The organism is Chromobacterium sp. FG89 (assembly GCF_057808735.1).
Window position 1 is genome coordinate 1 of record NZ_JBMDIQ010000033.1, and the last position, 16,169, is coordinate 16,169.

15 protein-coding genes and 3 tRNA genes are annotated in these 16,169 nt (G+C 58.0%); 8 read left to right on the forward strand and 10 right to left on the reverse strand.

What is annotated here, in order from left to right:
- From ACODRW_RS22470 to rsmD, 6 genes are all read right to left on the reverse strand, one after another.
- Positions 1 to 379, reverse strand: a 379-nt coding sequence (locus tag ACODRW_RS22470) for a GTP-binding protein (protein ID WP_488906718.1), incomplete at its 3' end; no start/stop codon positions are given.
- A gap of 40 nt (positions 380 to 419) precedes the next feature.
- A tRNA-Thr gene (locus ACODRW_RS22475) sits at positions 420 to 494 on the reverse strand.
- Between the two features lie 22 nt (positions 495 to 516).
- Positions 517 to 590, reverse strand: a tRNA-Gly gene (locus ACODRW_RS22480).
- 53 nt (positions 591 to 643) lie between these two features.
- A tRNA-Tyr gene (locus ACODRW_RS22485) sits at positions 644 to 728 on the reverse strand.
- Between the two features lie 138 nt (positions 729 to 866).
- The gene (locus ACODRW_RS22490) at positions 867 to 1,118 is read right to left on the reverse strand and encodes a YfhL family 4Fe-4S dicluster ferredoxin (RefSeq protein ID WP_107797927.1); all 252 of its coding nucleotides are present in this window, start codon (positions 1,116 to 1,118) and stop codon (positions 867 to 869) included.
- Between the two features lie 104 nt (positions 1,119 to 1,222).
- Positions 1,223 to 1,780, reverse strand: a complete 558-nt coding sequence (gene rsmD, locus ACODRW_RS22495; RefSeq protein ID WP_488906719.1) for a 16S rRNA (guanine(966)-N(2))-methyltransferase RsmD — start codon at positions 1,778 to 1,780, stop codon at positions 1,223 to 1,225.
- Positions 1,781 to 2,017: 237 nt separating this feature from the next.
- On the opposite strand from rsmD, the gene ftsY reads away from it, so the two are divergent.
- The 4 genes from ftsY to rpoH all read left to right on the forward strand — a co-directional run bounded on the left by ftsY (position 2,018) and on the right by rpoH (position 5,843).
- Positions 2,018 to 3,175, forward strand: coding sequence for a signal recognition particle-docking protein FtsY (gene ftsY / locus ACODRW_RS22500; RefSeq protein WP_488906720.1), 1,158 nt, complete (start codon positions 2,018 to 2,020; stop codon positions 3,173 to 3,175).
- 60 nt (positions 3,176 to 3,235) lie between these two features.
- Positions 3,236 to 3,889 carry a cell division ATP-binding protein FtsE gene (gene ftsE, locus ACODRW_RS22505; protein WP_043592279.1) on the forward strand — a complete coding sequence of 218 codons (654 nt, stop codon included), beginning with the start codon at positions 3,236 to 3,238 and terminating at the stop codon, positions 3,887 to 3,889.
- On the forward strand, positions 3,886 to 4,794 hold the full coding sequence (ftsX, locus tag ACODRW_RS22510; protein WP_107797924.1) for a permease-like cell division protein FtsX: 909 nt from the start codon (positions 3,886 to 3,888) through the stop codon (positions 4,792 to 4,794). The genes ftsE and ftsX overlap by 4 nt, the downstream gene beginning before the upstream one ends.
- 185 nt (positions 4,795 to 4,979) lie before the next feature.
- Positions 4,980 to 5,843: an RNA polymerase sigma factor RpoH gene (rpoH, locus tag ACODRW_RS22515; protein WP_107797923.1), complete on the forward strand. Its 864-nt coding sequence runs from the start codon at positions 4,980 to 4,982 to the stop codon at positions 5,841 to 5,843.
- Positions 5,844 to 5,915: 72 nt separating this feature from the next.
- Here rpoH and ACODRW_RS22520 read toward each other — a convergent pair whose 3' ends face one another.
- From ACODRW_RS22520 to ACODRW_RS22535, 4 genes are all read right to left on the reverse strand, one after another.
- Positions 5,916 to 7,700, reverse strand: coding sequence for a PglL family O-oligosaccharyltransferase (locus ACODRW_RS22520; RefSeq protein WP_488906721.1), 1,785 nt, complete (start codon positions 7,698 to 7,700; stop codon positions 5,916 to 5,918).
- Positions 7,701 to 7,775: 75 nt separating this feature from the next.
- Positions 7,776 to 9,587 (reverse strand): PglL family O-oligosaccharyltransferase, encoded by a 1,812-nt coding sequence (locus ACODRW_RS22525; RefSeq protein WP_488906722.1) that lies wholly within the window; start codon positions 9,585 to 9,587, stop codon positions 7,776 to 7,778.
- A 47-nt stretch (positions 9,588 to 9,634) separates the two neighbouring features.
- Entirely contained in the window at positions 9,635 to 10,072 is a 438-nt protein-coding gene (locus ACODRW_RS22530; RefSeq protein ID WP_235084839.1) for a pilin, read from the reverse strand.
- 15 nt (positions 10,073 to 10,087) lie between these two features.
- The gene (locus tag ACODRW_RS22535; protein WP_304502819.1) at positions 10,088 to 10,507 is read right to left on the reverse strand and encodes a pilin; all 420 of its coding nucleotides are present in this window, start codon (positions 10,505 to 10,507) and stop codon (positions 10,088 to 10,090) included.
- A 195-nt stretch (positions 10,508 to 10,702) separates the two neighbouring features.
- Between ACODRW_RS22535 and ACODRW_RS22540 the strand changes: the two genes are divergently transcribed.
- The 4 genes from ACODRW_RS22540 (at position 10,703) to ACODRW_RS22555 (ending at position 16,121) form a co-directional block, all read left to right on the forward strand.
- A complete protein-coding gene (locus tag ACODRW_RS22540; RefSeq protein ID WP_107797918.1) occupies positions 10,703 to 12,055 on the forward strand; it encodes an adenosylmethionine--8-amino-7-oxononanoate transaminase in 1,353 nt (450 codons plus the stop codon).
- A 102-nt stretch (positions 12,056 to 12,157) separates the two neighbouring features.
- On the forward strand, positions 12,158 to 13,660 hold the full coding sequence (locus ACODRW_RS22545) for a hypothetical protein (RefSeq protein WP_488906723.1): 1,503 nt from the start codon (positions 12,158 to 12,160) through the stop codon (positions 13,658 to 13,660).
- Between the two features lie 189 nt (positions 13,661 to 13,849).
- Positions 13,850 to 14,968, forward strand: coding sequence for a glutamate 5-kinase (proB, locus tag ACODRW_RS22550; RefSeq protein ID WP_107797916.1), 1,119 nt, complete (start codon positions 13,850 to 13,852; stop codon positions 14,966 to 14,968).
- Positions 14,969 to 15,047: 79 nt separating this feature from the next.
- Positions 15,048 to 16,121, forward strand: a complete 1,074-nt coding sequence (locus ACODRW_RS22555; protein WP_253315590.1) for an ABC transporter substrate-binding protein — start codon at positions 15,048 to 15,050, stop codon at positions 16,119 to 16,121.
- Positions 16,122 to 16,169 lie beyond the last annotated feature (48 nt).

Consider the following 16,169-nt stretch of genomic DNA (forward strand, 5'->3'; position numbering starts at 1 on the left):
CAACCTGACGGGACAGCAGGATGTGTTCGCGGGTTTGCGGCATCGGACCGTCAGCAGCCGAGCACACCAGGATAGCGCCGTCCATCTGGGCAGCACCGGTAATCATGTTCTTAACGTAGTCGGCGTGACCCGGGCAGTCTACGTGAGCGTAGTGGCGGGACTCGGTTTCGTATTCTACGTGAGCGGTATTAATGGTAATACCACGAGCCTTCTCTTCCGGCGCGCTGTCGATCTGGGAGTAGTCTTTGGCTTCGCCGCCGAACTTCTTGGACAGAATGGTGGTGATAGCAGCGGTCAGAGTGGTTTTACCATGGTCCACGTGACCGATGGTGCCGACGTTTACGTGCGGTTTAGTCCGCTCGAACTTTTCCTTAGCCATGGCAAAATTTCCTGGATACGAAACAACACAAAGTAAATGGTGGTGCCCATGGGCAGAATTGAACTGCCGACCTCTCCCTTACCAAGGGAGTGCTCTACCCCTGAGCTACATGGGCCCTTTAAAACAGGCTACACGCTTGGAGCGGGTGAAGGGAATCGAACCCTCGTCGTAAGCTTGGAAGGCTTCTGCTCTACCATTGAGCTACACCCGCCTGCAACAACAACCTCGAGCGACTTTCATCGCACACGCCAAGACGCTAAATTCTGGTGGAGGGAGAAGGATTCGAACCTTCGAAGGCAGAGCCGTCAGATTTACAGTCTGATCCCTTTGACCGCTCGGGAATCCCTCCTGAAAGAGACCCGAATATTATAGATAGCCCCGATGGCCGTCAACCGGTTTTTGCATTTTTTTCTAATTATTTTGCCCGCAAAAGCAAAGCGCCCCGGCAAGCCCGGGGCGCTTCCAATAAATTCAAAAACTTAGCGCGTCACGCCTGGCCGGATATCCGCAGATACTTCTGATGCAAGACCTCTTGAGTCTCCTCGTGAGACGGATCCAGAGGGATGCAATCGACCGGACAGACCTGCTGGCATTGCGGCTCGTCGTAGTGGCCGACGCACTGGGTGCACAGATTGGGGTCGATTTGATAGATTTCCTCGCCTTGGGAAATCGCGTTATTGGGGCACTCCGGCTCACAGACGTCGCAGTTGATGCATTCGTCGGTAATCATCAAAGACATAGTAAATTCCTCAAGTATTCCACAACATGAATTTTGTCACCCGACAGTCGGGCTCGCAAGTTCGCCCCGTTATATATTTATGAGACTGACTGCAGGCAAACCGCTCAGGCCGGCTCCGCCGCCCGGCGCAGCAAACCGTAGTGCACCTGGCCGGCCTTGGCCCGCTTCAGCACCTCCCAGCCCGGCAGCTCTTCGGGCCAACGGCGGCTTTCGATATACGCCAGGCCGTCCTCGCTCATCACCTGAGCCAGCAAAGGCAAAACCTGCGTCAGCAAATCGGTGTCGAACGGCGGATCGACGAAGACGACGTCGAAACGATCGCGGCAGCCCTTCAGATAGGCCAGGGCATCGAACTGCGCCACATCGATGCTCGCGGCGGACAATAACTGCCGGTTGGCTTTCAAGGACTCGGCCACCATGCGGGATTTCTCCACCATCACCACGCGCCTCGCCTCGCGCGAAGCCGCCTCAAAGCCCAGAGCCCCGCTTCCGGCGAAAAGATCCAGACAGGATTTGCCGTACAGCTGCTGGCCCAACCAGTTGAACAAAGTCTCCCGCACACGGTCCGGCGTTGGCCGCAAACCCTGAGCGTCGGGAAACGGCAATAGCCGGCGCCGATACTCGCCACCGATGATTCTGACCGTGTTACGCGACTGACTCATAATTCCAAGCTCAAAAAACAAGGGGCTGAGTGTAACCCGATCCGAGCCGTCGCGCCTCATTGTCGCGCAAACCGGCCGCCATCTGTCGCCGCTCACGCCACAAAAAGCCGTCTATTCCTTATATATAGATTTCAACGATGCGGCGCCTCCGTCTCCCGCCGCGCAGCAACAATTGGGTAAGCACCTCCATTTGAGGATACAATTTAGCCATTTACCGAATTCCGCCGGCCTTTACGCATGTTTAGCTTCTTCAAAAGAAAAACCCAATCCGAGCCCACGCCTCCGGCAACCGCCCCAGCGGAGCCGATGGCCGATATCCAGCCCGCCGCGCTGCCCGATGCGGACGCGCCAGCCACTCAGTCTGAAACGCGAACGCCCGAGCCGCAGCAAGCGCAGCCCGAGCCGACGCCCCCGACGCCCGCCCCCATCGCACCGGCTTCGCCGCCGGCGGCCGAGCCGCTTGAAGCCGAGCCGCTCTCGCTGAAGAAAATGAGCTGGGCCGAACGCCTGAAGGCCGGCTTGTCCAAAACCCGCGACAAGCTAGGCAAATCCCTGGCCGGCCTGTTTGGCGGTGGCAAGATAGACGAGGAGCTGTACGAAGAGCTGGAAGCCGTGCTGCTCACCGCCGACATGGGGGTGGACGCCACCCTTCACCTGCTTGGCGACGTGCGCGAGCGCGTTTCGCTGAAAGGACTGAAAGACGCCTCGGAACTGAAAGACGCGTTGAAGGATTCGCTCGGCGACCTGATCTCGCCGCTGGAAAAGCCGCTGGACGTCAGCGGCAAGAAACCTTTCGTCATCATGATGGCCGGCGTCAACGGCGCCGGCAAGACCACGTCGATAGGCAAGCTGGCCAAGTACTATCAGAGCCAGGGCAAGAGCGTGCTGCTCGCCGCCGGCGACACCTTCCGCGCCGCCGCGCGCGAACAGCTGATGGCCTGGGGCGAACGCAACAACGTCACCGTGATCGCCCAGCAAGGCGGCGACTCCGCCGCCGTCTGCTATGACGCGATCCAGGCCGCGGTCGCCCGCGGCATCGACATCGTGCTGGCCGACACCGCCGGCCGCCTGCCCACCCAGTTGCACCTGATGGAGGAAATCAAGAAGGTGAAGCGGGTGATCCAGAAAGCCTTGCCCGACGCGCCGCATGAAATCATCCTGGTGCTGGACGCCAATATCGGCCAGAACGCCATCACCCAGGTCAAGACCTTCGACGACGCCCTCGGCCTGACCGGGCTGATTCTGAGCAAGCTGGACGGCACGGCCAAGGGCGGCGTGATCGCGGCCATCGCCAAGCAACGTCCGGTTCCGCTGCGTTTTGTCGGCGTGGGCGAAAGCATAGACGACCTGCGGCCGTTCAAGGCCAAGGACTACATCGACGCGCTGTTCGACTGAACGCATCAGCCATTGCAAGCTCTCACTCTTGCCGTCACCAGCTAACGCGGGAACAGAATAATGATCCAGTTCGACCAGGTCACCAAGCGCTACCCAGGTGGCAATGAAGCCCTGAAAAACCTGTCTTTCAACATTGACACCGGCGAGATGGTCTTCCTCGCCGGCCATTCCGGCGCCGGCAAGTCCACCTTGCTCAAGCTGATCGCCGGCATAGAGCGCGCCACCGCGGGCGGCGTCGTCGTCAACGGCCAGAACCTGTCCAAGCTGCGCTCCAGCCAGATCCCCTATGTGCGCCAGCACATCGGCCTGGTGTTTCAGGACCACAAGATCCTGTTCGACCGCAGCGTGTTCGACAATGTGATGCTGCCGCTGGACATCATCGGCTTCGATCGCCGCGACGCCGCCAAGCGCGTGCGCGCCGCGCTGGACAAAGTAGGCCTGCTCGGCAAGGAAAAGAGCATGCCTATCCGCCTGTCAGGCGGCGAGCAGCAGCGCCTGTGCATCGCCCGCGCCGTGGTGCACCGCCCCAGCATCCTGCTGGCCGACGAACCTTCCGCCAACCTGGACCGCGCCTATGCGCTGGACATCATGGAATTGTTCAAATCCTTCCACCAAGTGGGCGTCACCGTATTGATCTCCGCTCACGACGAGACCCTGATGGAAGACTACGGCCGCCGAATCATTCGCCTGCGGGAAGGACAATTTGCCGCATGAAACATTATCTCTATCTGAACTGGCAAAGCGCCAAACTCGCGCTGATCAAGATTCTGCGGCAACCTTTCGGCAGCCTGCTGACCTTGCTGATGCTATCGCTGGCGCTGGCCTTGCCACTCTCGCTTTATCTGGCCGTCAGCAGCGTGCAAGACTGGGTGGGCCGGCTGAGCGCCACGCCGCAAGTCACCCTGTTCATGGAACAGTCATCGGAAGAGGCGGACCTGGCCGCGGTGACCTCCACGCTGACGCATCACCCCAAAATCAAGAGCTACAGCTTCGTCAGCAAGAGCAAGGCGCTGGCCGATATGGAAAAGCGCAACGGCCTGCCGGGCCTGGCCGACGGTCTGGACAGTAATCCGCTGCCGGACGCCTTCGTGGTCACGCCGAAGGCGCTGGAGCCGCGTGAGCTGGAGATGCTGCAAAAAGAGCTCTCCGGCCTGCCCATGGTGGAACAGGCGCAATTCGACGCGGACTGGGCCAAGCGTTTGTACGGCATGGTGGAAATGGGCAAGCATCTAACCTGGTTCATGGCCATCGCCCTGGGCCTGGCGCTGGTGCTGGTGACCAATAACGCGATCCGGATGCAAATCCTGGCGCGCCAGGACGAAATCGAGGTGTCCAAATTGATAGGCGCGCCGGACAGTTTCATCCGCCGCCCCTTCATGTACCACGCGATGTGGCAAGGCATCCTGGCCGGCTTGGCCGCCTGGGCGCTGACCGGTTGGCTGACCTCGGTGGCCAATCCGGCGATTCGCGAATTCGCCCAGTTGTACGGCGAACGGGTGGAACTGCGCAATCTGAACCCGATCGAACTGGCAGTCGCCGTCGCCGTCTCCGCCCTGCTGGCGATGCTGGGCGCCCGCCTCGCCTCCGACCATCATCTGCGCAAGATAGAACCCAAATGAAACGCGGCCGCTTACACGCGCATGTAAGCGGCGCAACAACTGTTAATCAGAGCAAACGGCGTCGGCGCACCGGCTGCGCTACTATCGAGACGATAGAAAAAATCATTGACGCTGGAACCTTTCATTGCTAGCACTCTCCATATACGAGTGCTAACATATCACTACCCAAGGAGGTAGTTATACAGATGACCACAACATTTGCTTTGCCCGTCCCGTCCACCAGCGGCAGCCTGGAGCAATACATCCAAGCTGTGAACAGCGTACCCATGCTGACGCCTGAGCAGGAAAACGAGCTTGCAACGCGCTTCCAGGAGCAAAACGACCTGGAGGCCGCGCGCCAGCTGGTGCTCTCGCACCTGCGCGTGGTGGTATCGATTTCCCGCGGCTACTCCGGTTACGGCCTGCCGCAAGCCGACTTGATTCAGGAAGGCAATATCGGCCTGATGAAAGCCGTCAAACGCTTCGAGCCCGATCGCGGCGTGCGCCTGTTTTCCTTTGCCGTGCACTGGATCAAGGCCGAGATTCACGAATTCATCCTGCGCAACTGGCGCCTGGTGCGCATCGCCACCACCAAGCCTCAGCGCAAGCTGTTCTTCAACCTGCGTAGCATGAAGAGCAGTTTCTCCGCGCTGTCGGAAAACGAGGCCCGCCAAATCGCTGCCGATCTGGGCGTCAAGCCGGAAGAAGTCCGCGAGATGGAAACCCGCATGAGCGGTCAGGACATCGCCTTGCTGGCGGACGACAACGACGACGACGGCTACGCGCCGATCGACTGGCTGGCCGATCATCACAATGAGCCCACCCGCGAGATGGAGCGCCGCGCGTTCGATCATCTGCAGACCGAAGGCCTGCAACAGGCTTTGGCCACGCTGGACCCGCGCAGCCGCCGCATCGTTGAAGCGCGCTGGTTGGCCGACGACAGCGGCTCCACGCTGCACGAGCTGGCCGCCGAATTCGGCGTGTCCGCCGAGCGCATCCGCCAGATTGAAGCCAAGGCTTTGGGCAAAATGAAGACCGCCCTCAGCCAAGGCGTGGTGATAGAAGGCTAAGCGTCTTCCGCTCAATAAAAAACCACAGGCCTCAGCCTGTGGTTTTTTTGTGTCCCGAGCACTAGAAAGCGCTTACTCCAACATGGTCTGGTACTTCGCCGGCAGCTTGGCATAGGCCTCGCGGGCCACCGCGCGCAGAGGCTCCCATTCCGCCCTGTCATCGTCCAGCGTACCCAGAAACACGCCGGCGTAAGTGGGGAACGATGCCAGCGTCGTCCGCAAGGTCTGCTCCGCCTGAACCTGCTTTCCCGCCAAAATTTCCAACTGCGCGCGCTTCAGCATCACTTCCGGATAAGGACGGAACGCGGTCAGCCGGTTCTCCAGCGCCAGCTTGCGCTCAAGTTGCTCCGGCCCTACTTTCAAGTAGTCGTCCACGGTGTAAAGCGCATGATAGGCGAACAGCGGCTTGGTGTCCGCGATCTCGATCAGACGCTCCATCCGCGTTGCATCGCGCTTGGCGTCATTGGTCGGCGTATACAGGCCCACCAGCTCCCAGAACATCGACAGACTGCTGATCGACAGCCAACCCATCCAGACCAGCGCCGCGAATAACGGCAGGCGCAGCGGCCAAGCTAGCTGACGATCCCCTCGCGGTGCCATTGCGGCGAAGATCACCAGCATTGCCAGGAAGTAGTAATACCACAGCGGATACTCCAACATGCTGTGCGTCAGCGTCACCGCCAGGCAACCCAAAGCCAACACCCCTTCCAGGGTGGCGCGACGGCCAAAGAACGGCCACAGCGCCCAGGCAAAACCACCGACGATCAATAAGGTGGCCACGCCGCCCATCTCGGCCAGCAATTGCAGCACCAGGTTATGGGAATTGGTGAACAAGCCGCTGTTGAAGCCGGATGCGGCGAATTGCGGCAGCGGCTGCAAACGCACGCTCTCCGCGGCAAACTGCGACCAACCCACCCCCGTCAGCGGATGCGACTGGAAGCTCAACCATGCTTTGTGCATTTCGGCGAAACGCCGCGAACCCATATCGTCGCCATTGGCCGCCAGACGGGCCAGGCCGGAAGTGTTCTGCAAGTTTTCATGCGTCAGCCAGGAAATCAGCTGATTGAACCAAGGCAGGGCGAACTGCATCGCCAATACTACCAGGCAAGACAACCACATCGCCCACAGCATCCGGCGCGACTCCGCGCTGCCGATGCGCCAATGCCACAGCGCGGCCAGACCGGACAAGGTCAGCAGGTACAATAGAATGGTGCGAGAGCCCGCCCAGCCCAACATCAAGGCCAGGCCGAGCACCAGTATCGCCAAGCCCCAACGCGGCAGCCGGCCGGCCGCGTACAAATACACGCCGGCCACTACCGACCACATCAAATAATGCGCGTATTGATTGCGCTGGCCGATATGGCCAAAAATATTGCTGGTGGGATGCGAGCCATCGTAAAACAAGCCCAGCTCCGCGGCGTAACCGGTCAACTGAGCCACGCCTATCGCCGCCTGCACCAAGCCGCCCACAATCAAGGCCCAGGCCAACCAGACCGCGAACGGCCGCTCCCCCATTTCCTCGCGCAAGGACACGGTGACAGCCGCGAGCAAGCCCGCAGCCAGCCAGGCCAAGGCGGTGGCGTAATTCATCCCGGGGAACAAGGCCTCCACCCAGAACGGCTGCCCGGCCCACAGCAGGCCCATGGCCAGACACCACCAGGCGCTACGCGGCATGTAGCGGAATAACGATCCGCTAGGCAACAAGAAGACCGCCGCCGCCAGCAGCAGCCAGACCACATTGATTTCGCCAAACCACTGCGGCAGCGGCACATAGTGGATGCGCGAGGCGAAAGGCAGGATGGCGATGAGGCATAGAGCCAGCATCGCCAGGAATGTGGAAAATCTTTGAACACTCATATTACGGCAGTCGTTTGCTAGATGGAGGACGCAGGATACCTCAAGCAGGCGCTCAAACAAACCGCAGCCTAGCGGTCAAAACAAGGGCTTGCGCGTCACGGGCGCGGCAACGGTCATCACTGCGGCACGCTGCGCAGCTTGGCTATAGGCAGGGTACTTTGCATAGGCTTGGGCGGCAATCAGCGCCACGTCCTTCAAAGGCGTAACATTAGGTTCAGGAACCCTTGCCAACATTTCTGAAAACTCTTTGACGTAATCTGGATAATTGGCAATTGCAACTTTTAACGACTGCAAGGCCTCCCTCTGCTGGTCGTTTAACGCTTGAAAAATGGCTAATTTTATCAAAACATTAGGGTAGGGTCGATAACTTGCCAGCGAGTTAAAATGAGCCAACTTTATATCCAGTTGCTCGCGACTCGGCAGCATATAATTACCAATAACTAGATCAACCTCTCTTGCGAAGAAAGGATTCTTACTCATTGAGGACAACTGCTCCAAGCGCAATATATTTTCTTTTTCCTCAACAACCGGAAAATTATTCCTAACAATCACAAAAAATGGGAACACCCCTAAAACAAAATACAAAATGAATCCAAATCCAAAAACACAGGAAAATATTTTCAGAAGCGCTGGTCGAAGCAAAAAAGCATGCCCTCTATTTCCTGCCAACGCACAGATCAATATAAGCATGATCAAAAACGGCATGTACCACAATGGATACTCAAACATGCTATGCGTCAACAGCACCATCAGCACACACAACATCCAGAAAGATTCTATCTTCTTTTTTGCCCCGATCACAAACCACCAGATATAAAAAACAAAACCTAACGCAATAGGTAGGACTCCTGCCAGCCCAGACTCTGCCAAAAGTTGGAAAAATAAATTATGGCTATGGGTAAACAACCAACTTTCTGAAAACTTTGGCAACCCCGCCATCAACTCCATCTTTGCGGCTTCCGCGGCAAAGCCCCCCCAGCCAAGCCCAAACCATGGGTGCTGAGAAAACATCAACCACGCCTTAGTCCATTCAATGCGTCTTTTTGCAGCAAATCCCCCATCTGAGATACGTTCCGCTCCGCTAACCACATCAACAGACAATCCCATATAATTTAGAAATGCAACAATATCACGACTCCAAATTTGAAATATCGCAATTAATAATACTGCGATTGACACAGCCATCGCTAATCGGCCGAGCTCTTTTTGCGCTCTTTCTTTTCTAAACCAATACCAAACCAATACACTAGCCAACAAAGCATAAATCAAAGGCAAGCGAGCACCAGACCATGACATCGAAAGCACAACTGGGAGCAAACACAATACAGCAAACACCACTCTAAGTTTATTAATCGCATACAAATAACAGATAGACAACACACCCCAAAACAGAAAATTAGCGTACTGGTTACGCTGAGCAATATTTCCTATCACAGCATTAGATTTTGGATCATACACAACAAACCCATTAAAAAGATAGGCTAACTTTACTGCTTGCAATATACCCACCAACGATTGCAACAATGAAAAAAAAGTGACTACACAGGCAAGCACAAAGATCAGATTATCGGCATCCGATATACTGAGACAACTTCTAAGCAAAATAGAAAACAGGGCCAACCCAATAAACAATAGTGCCAAGTAGCCATAAAAACTGGAATGCAACACAGAAAAAGCAAGCGCAAGTAGGACCAGTTCAAGCCACGAAACAAGGACTCTATCAATACTCAATAGACACAAGCCACACATGGCCACACCAAGAAGCGCAAGTGCAGAAGCATCAGAAAACCAATCCGGAAGTGGTGCATAGCGCAGCCAACTTAAAAATGGGGCAGAAACTGATAGGGCAATAAAAAAATAAACTAATATCTTTATATTTTTATTCATAATAAAAGGGTGCCTTTCGGCACCCCCATTTCAACAAAAATTAAACATCAGTTACCAGCTCGGCAGTTTGCTGGCAACCATTGATCTTTAACACCATTGGAACTCGCCTTCGCACAAATCCATATAATCGACCCTCCTGATGCAGAGGGAGTCAAAGTCAATTTATTGTTAGTAGAATCCACAAGTGTCGTACTGTACGTCACAGTAAGCACCCCACTAGCACCGACAGAAAGGTCAGTCACCGAATTACCCGTAATAGTAGTTTGCAATCCAGCAGAGGCATTGCTTGTCGGAAATGAGCCATTTGAAGCATAGTACTCTGCCACAGCAGTTTTTGCAGCAGAAGCCAGACTCAGACCCTCAGAAACTCTGGCCCGCTTCGTGTAGTCCTGATAAGCGGGAATGGCAATCGCGGCGAGAATACCAATGATAGCAACAACTATCATCAGCTCGATAAGAGTAAAACCTTGTTGGGATTTTTGCATTGAAAGCTCCATTCATTAATGGCAAGACGAAGGCACATATTGGGCATAAGCCGCATCAGTAGAGCACGACCACGCTATAGTACCACTACTCACTACTGGGGTAAAAACTACAGACAAACCAGAGACCACACTATTATTAAACAGCACAGTCACCGTACTGACTCCGCTACTGACTCCAACCTGCACATTACTGACATAATTTCCCGCCAAAGTATCAGGCAAACCCGCACTGGCATTGGTGCTTGGCCAAGTATTGCCCGCCAGATAGAATTCAGACACCGAGGTCTTTGCCTGATCTGCATAAGTCAGACCTTCCGCCACCTTGGCTCGAATCGTATAATTCTGATAAGCCGGAATCGCTATTGCCGCCAAAATACCGATAATAGCGACAACAATCATTAGTTCAATCAAGGTAAAACCAGCCGCCTTCCTCATTGCTCGGCTCCAAGGCTTGTTTTATAGGGTGTGGCTTATGCAGAAATCATGCCACCCCCTCTTCCACTCCCATTCCAATCAATCTGACAGGCATCAACAGCGCAACAGGTAGAAATGTGACGTTTTTGGTCAGTCCGCTGCCTTCGCCCTCCCTGTGATAGCATCGAATGCTTAGTCTGAATACATAGAACAGATATGAGTGATAACCAAGACTGGCTGCAACGCAGCTTCAACACCGTCTGGCACCCCTGCACCCAGATGAAACGTCATGAGGCTTTGCCCATCGTGCCCATCGCCAGCGCGGATGGCGTCTGGCTGAGCGACTTCGACGGCAAGCGCTATCTGGACGGGGTCAGCTCCTGGTGGGTCAATCTGTTTGGCCATGGCCAGCCTCGGATCAAGCAGGCGATCAAGGATCAGCTGGACAAGCTCGAGCACGTGATGTTGGCAGGCTTTACGCATCAGCCCGTGGTGGAGCTGTCGGAACGTCTGACCAAGCTCAGCGGCCTGGCCCACGTGTTCTATGGATCCGACGGCGCCAGCGCCACGGAAATTGCGCTCAAGATGAGCTTCCACTATTGGCGCAACCAGAGGCAAGCGGACAAAACACGTTTCATCAGTCTGGAAAACAGTTACCACGGCGAAACCGTCGGCGCCCTGGCCGTGACCGACGTTCCCTTGTTTTCCAACACTTACGCCGGCTTGCTGAAGCCGGGCCTGCGCGCGCCGTCTCCGGACGCCCGCCGCGCGCAGCCCGGTGAAAGCGCGGCCGATGCCGCGCTCAGAGCGATCCAGGCGCTGGAAAGCCTGCTGGCCAAACACGCGGGGGAAGTGGCCGCCGTCATCGTGGAACCCTTGGTCCAAGGCGCGGCCGGGATGGCGATGTACGATCCGCTGTATCTGGGCGAGCTGCGCCAGCTGTGCGACCAATATCAGGTGCACTTGATCGCCGATGAAATCGCCGTCGGCTTTGGCCGGACCGGCAGTCTGTTCGCCTACCAGCAAGCCGACATCACGCCGGACTTTCTCTGCCTGTCCAAAGGCATTACCGGCGGCTTCCTGCCGCTCTCCTGCGTGTTGACCAGCGATCCGATTTACCAGGCCTTCTATCACGACGACGTCACCCGGGGTTTCTTGCATTCGCACAGCTATACCGGCAATGCGCTGGCCTGCGCCGCGGCCCTGGCGGTGCTGGATATCTTTGCGGAGGAAGATGTTCTGGCCGTCAACGCCGCCAAGGCCCAGCGCTTCAACACGCTGATGGCTGGCTTGCGGGCACGGCCGGATGTCAGGGATTTCCGTCACCGCGGCATGATCTGGGCCTTCGAGGTCGACACCGCTCGAGCCGATTTCGCCCAGGCCTGCTTTGCCGCGATGCTGCGCCGCGGATGCCTGCTGCGTCCGATCGGCAACACCGTTTACTTCATGCCGCCCTACTCGATCACCGACGAGGAAATGGCCTTCCTGATCGCCGCCGCCGAAGCCACGCTGGAAGAACTGGCGCGCGCATCCAACACCGCCGACGGCCAAAGCATCGCTTTGCCGTGATCCTCCTTGCCATGGCGGGGTGAGTGCCCATAGCATGCGATTTGGCAAGATTTACATTGTGAATCGCCTTGCATGCCGCCGCTCATCCTGCCAGAACAAACTATGGATCCTCTGCTGATAGATACTCAACCGGATAGTGTGGCGGCATGGCTGGAGCGGCTGCCCTTCACCGACCTGCCCGAATGCGGACGCTTATTGAGCCAGTCCCTGCAAAACCTGTCCCGGGTTCCGCTGAACAGCCATTTGCGCCACAAGCTGCTGAAGCTGTATCTAAAAGCGGTGGACCGCTATTACCCGCTGCTGGAAAACGAGATTCGTCAGCACGACAGCCTGGGCACACCAAAAGTGCGACAGCTGGCCTTGCTCAGCGTCGAGCTGTTTGCAATGATTTTCATCACTTTCAAACAGACGCTGCACGATCGCCTTGCCAAGCGCAGCCTGCTGGATCGCGAACATCCGAAAATCGAGCTGATGGCCTACACCATGATGGCGGCGCGCCAGTTGCTGAGCATCAGCCAGCAATGTTATAGCCCGATCACGCCGGACTTCTGGTACGACTGCCACCAGCTGCATATCTTCGCCAGCAGCCGCGGCTGGCAGGACAAGGGTCTGGCCAACGACGACTCCATCCAGACCATTTATCTGCAAATTCTGCTGATGGGACTGACGCCCAGCAATCGCCTCGCCCCGACCGAACAGGCCTTGTCGCGGCAGTTGATCTTCGACCTGGCCGCCAAGGCCCGGCTGATCCCGGTGGAAGCCTTGACTCAGCCGGTGCACGGCTATCTGGTGGACCAACAGATCGATTCCCCGCCGCGCTTTCTGCCGATTTCCGCAAGCAAATTGGGCCCCGGCTGCTTTCTGCTGGATCTGGAGCCGCTGCGCGACATTCTGGAGAAAAGCCGCGAAGCGCTGCAAAAGGCGCAGAACAATCGCCAACAAGGCCTGATGATAGACGAGTTGCAGCTCTTGTCCCTTTTGGTGGAGGAATGGCATCAGCCCAAACGCCGCCGCCACCCGCGGCTCAAAACCCAAACCATTATTGAAATCGTCGCCGCGCTGCCGGGCATCTGGTTCCATCGCAACGATCTGAGCTGGCAGTTACCCGGCATCGCCGCGGAAGAGGACACGCCGCGCCAACGCCCTCCGCCGCCGCCCTGCTTGCTGGCTATTTCCAACCAGAGCGACAACGGCCTGCTGCTGCACGGCCAACCGCGCGATCAATCTTTGCGCGCCGGCGAGTTGCTACTGGTCACGCCGCCCAATCAACCGGAAAACGCCAAGCTGGGCATCGCTCGCTGGGTCGCGTTGCGCGCGGACGGGCGGGAGATCGAATGCGGCGTGGAGTTCATCGGCGGGCCGCCCCAGCCCGCGCTGGCCGTGCCCAGCATTACCCATCCCGGCGACAGCTTTCAGTTCGTCTTGCTGCTGGCCACGCCTGCCGGCGCGCCCAAACTGCTGTTGATGGCGGGACGCCCGTATAGCCAGTTGCGCGAATTCCGCCTGCACGACGGCGAAGGGGAAAGCCTGATCCGGGTGTCGCGTCTGCACGCGCAGACTCCGCTGTTCCAGATCATGGAATACCGCGACAGCGAGCATTTCTGATCCAGATCAAGCTTTTATCGTGCCGCCTGGCCGGCCGGATGCCGCTGCCCGGATCAAAGCCCTTGTAATCAACGGGCTGGCGCCATCGCTTGGCCGCCGGCGGACGCCCTCGCCGCTGGAGACGGTCCGCCCCCCGTTTTTTCGGGTACACTCCCCCGCATCTATCGTTTTCGACTTATGGAGTTTTGGATGCGCTCGGTTATTCACGCCGCAGACCGGATTGTGGTCAAGGTGGGTTCCAGTCTCGTCACCAATGACGGCAAGGGCCTGGACAGGGCGGCGCTTGATCGCTGGGCCGCGGAGATCGCCGAGCTGAAGCGGCGCGGCAAACAGGTGGTGCTGGTTTCCAGCGGCGCAATCGCCGAGGGCTGCCAACGCTTGGGCTGGACCGTGCGCCCCAAGGGCGTGCACGAATTGCAGGCCGCGGCGGCGGTCGGCCAGATGGGCCTGTGCCAGGCCTACGAAACCGCCTTCCGCGGCTTTGGCCTGCAAACCGCGCAAATCCTGCTGACCCACGAGGACCTGGCCGACCGCACCCGTTACCTGAACGCCCGCTCCACGCTGACCAGCCTGTTGAACCTGAACGCGGTGCCCATCATCAACGAGAACGACACCGTCGTCACCGACGAAATCCGCTTCGGCGACAACGACACCCTGGGCGCGCTGGTGACCAATCTGATCGAGGCCGACGCGCTGATCATTCTCACCGATCAGCAAGGCCTGTACAGCGCGGACCCGCGCAAACACCCGGACGCGGAATTCATCCACGAAGCCGTCGCCGGCGAGGCCCGGCTGGAAGAGATGGCCGGCGGCGCCGGTTCCAGCGTGGGCACCGGCGGCATGATCACCAAGATTCTCGCCGCCAAGCGCGCGGCGCGCAGCGGCGCGGCCACCGTGATCGCCTGCGGCCGCGAGCATCAAGTGCTGTCGCGCCTGGCGGACGGCGAAGGCATCGGCACCCAGTTGCTGCCGCCCACTAGCCGCATGGCGGCGCGCAAGCAATGGCTGGCGGATCATCTGAAGCTGTCCGGCCGTCTGGTGCTGGACGCCGGCGCGGCGCTGGCGGTGCGGGAACGCGGCACCAGCCTGCTGCCTATCGGCGTTTGCGCAGTGGAAGGCGATTTCCTGCGCGGCGAGGCGGTGGCCTGCGTCGATCAGGAAGGCAAGGAAGTGGCGCGCGGCCTGGTCAACTACAGCTCCAGCGAAGCCCGCACCATCATGCAAAAACCCACCCGCGAGATCGAGGCCGCGCTCGGCTATATGATCGAACCTGAACTGATCCATCGCGACAATATGGTCGCGCTGTGAAGGAGGCGGAGGCGCCGCGACGCCTTCGCTCCGCTTCCCTTTTTACCCTCCCATTCTTTGAACTTAAGGATTCACGCGTATGAAAAAGCTGGCCCTTTCGGCGCTTCTGGCTCTGACTTGGGGCTCGGCAATGGCCGAGGACGTACTCCATATCTACAACTGGAACAACGCCTTGTCCGCAGACACCGCCAAGCGTTTCGAACAATCGTGCAAATGCAGGCTGGTGCAGGACTATTACGGGGACAACGAGGAAATGCTGGCCAAGCTGGCCGCCGGCGCCAAAGGCTACGACATGGTGTTTCCCACCGCCTTCGCCGTCAGCACGCTGATCAAGCAGGGCAAGACCCAGCCGCTGAACAAGGCGCTGCTGCCCAACTGGAAAAACCTCAATGCCGGCTATCTGAACTTGAACGCGCCGTTCGACGCCGGCAACAAGGTGGCCGCGCCCACCGTGGTGTCGCTGACCTTGCTAGGCTACAACGAAACCCAGTTGCAAAAAGCCGGCGTGCTGCCGCAGGCCAACAGCTGGGCGCTGATCTTCGATCCCGCGGTGCTGGCCAAGATCAAGGGCAGAGTCACCGTGCTGGATTCTCAGCGCGAACTGATGTCCGCCGCCCTGCTCTATCTGGGCAAGGACGCCAACTCCGTCCAGCCAGCAGACTGGAAGGCCGCGGCCGGCGTGATCCGCAAAGCCAAGCCCTATTGGGCCGCCTTCAACAACCAGAGCTATATCAAAGAGCTGACCGTCGGCAATATCTGGGTGGCACACGGCTATTCCAACGATCTGTTCCAGGCGCAGCAGGACGCGCAGCACGCCAAACGCCCGTTCAAGCTGGCTTACCAGCCGCAGAAAGAAGGCAATATCCTGGCGGTGGATAATATGGTGGTGTTGAAGGACGCCCCGCGTCCGGACCTGGCGCACCGCTTCATCAATTTCATGCTGGACGGCAAGAACGCCGCCGAGATTTCCAACCAGATCGGCGCAACCAATCCGGTCAAGGCGGCCGAGGCCTTCTTCAAACCGCAGATCAAGGCCAATCCGGTGATCATGCTGGAGCCGGCCAAGGGCAAATACGTGGCGCTGAAAGATCTGGACGTGAAATCCCGGCGCGATCTGAACCGCTTGTGGTCGCAAATCAAGATCGGCCGCTGAGCCGCGCCGCGCTTCAAAGAAAAATCCCGGTCCATGACCGGGATTTTT

Coding starts and splice junctions, on each gene's coding strand:
- rpoH (WP_107797923.1), top strand. CDS start 4,980: ATGACCACAACATTTGCTTTGCCCGTCCCGTCCACCAGCGGCAGCCTG.
- ftsY (WP_488906720.1), top strand. CDS start 2,018: ATGTTTAGCTTCTTCAAAAGAAAAACCCAATCCGAGCCCACGCCTCCG.
- ACODRW_RS22555 (WP_253315590.1), top strand. CDS start 15,048: ATGAAAAAGCTGGCCCTTTCGGCGCTTCTGGCTCTGACTTGGGGCTCG.
- ACODRW_RS22545 (WP_488906723.1), top strand. CDS start 12,158: ATGGATCCTCTGCTGATAGATACTCAACCGGATAGTGTGGCGGCATGG.
- ACODRW_RS22490 (WP_107797927.1), bottom strand. CDS start 1,118: ATGTCTTTGATGATTACCGACGAATGCATCAACTGCGACGTCTGTGAG.
- ftsX (WP_107797924.1), top strand. CDS start 3,886: ATGAAACATTATCTCTATCTGAACTGGCAAAGCGCCAAACTCGCGCTG.
- ACODRW_RS22520 (WP_488906721.1), bottom strand. CDS start 7,700: ATGAGTGTTCAAAGATTTTCCACATTCCTGGCGATGCTGGCTCTATGC.
- ftsE (WP_043592279.1), top strand. CDS start 3,236: ATGATCCAGTTCGACCAGGTCACCAAGCGCTACCCAGGTGGCAATGAA.
- ACODRW_RS22540 (WP_107797918.1), top strand. CDS start 10,703: ATGAGTGATAACCAAGACTGGCTGCAACGCAGCTTCAACACCGTCTGG.
- ACODRW_RS22535 (WP_304502819.1), bottom strand. CDS start 10,507: ATGAGGAAGGCGGCTGGTTTTACCTTGATTGAACTAATGATTGTTGTC.
- proB (WP_107797916.1), top strand. CDS start 13,850: ATGCGCTCGGTTATTCACGCCGCAGACCGGATTGTGGTCAAGGTGGGT.
- ACODRW_RS22525 (WP_488906722.1), bottom strand. CDS start 9,587: ATGAATAAAAATATAAAGATATTAGTTTATTTTTTTATTGCCCTATCA.
- rsmD (WP_488906719.1), bottom strand. CDS start 1,780: ATGAGTCAGTCGCGTAACACGGTCAGAATCATCGGTGGCGAGTATCGG.
- ACODRW_RS22530 (WP_235084839.1), bottom strand. CDS start 10,072: ATGCAAAAATCCCAACAAGGTTTTACTCTTATCGAGCTGATGATAGTT.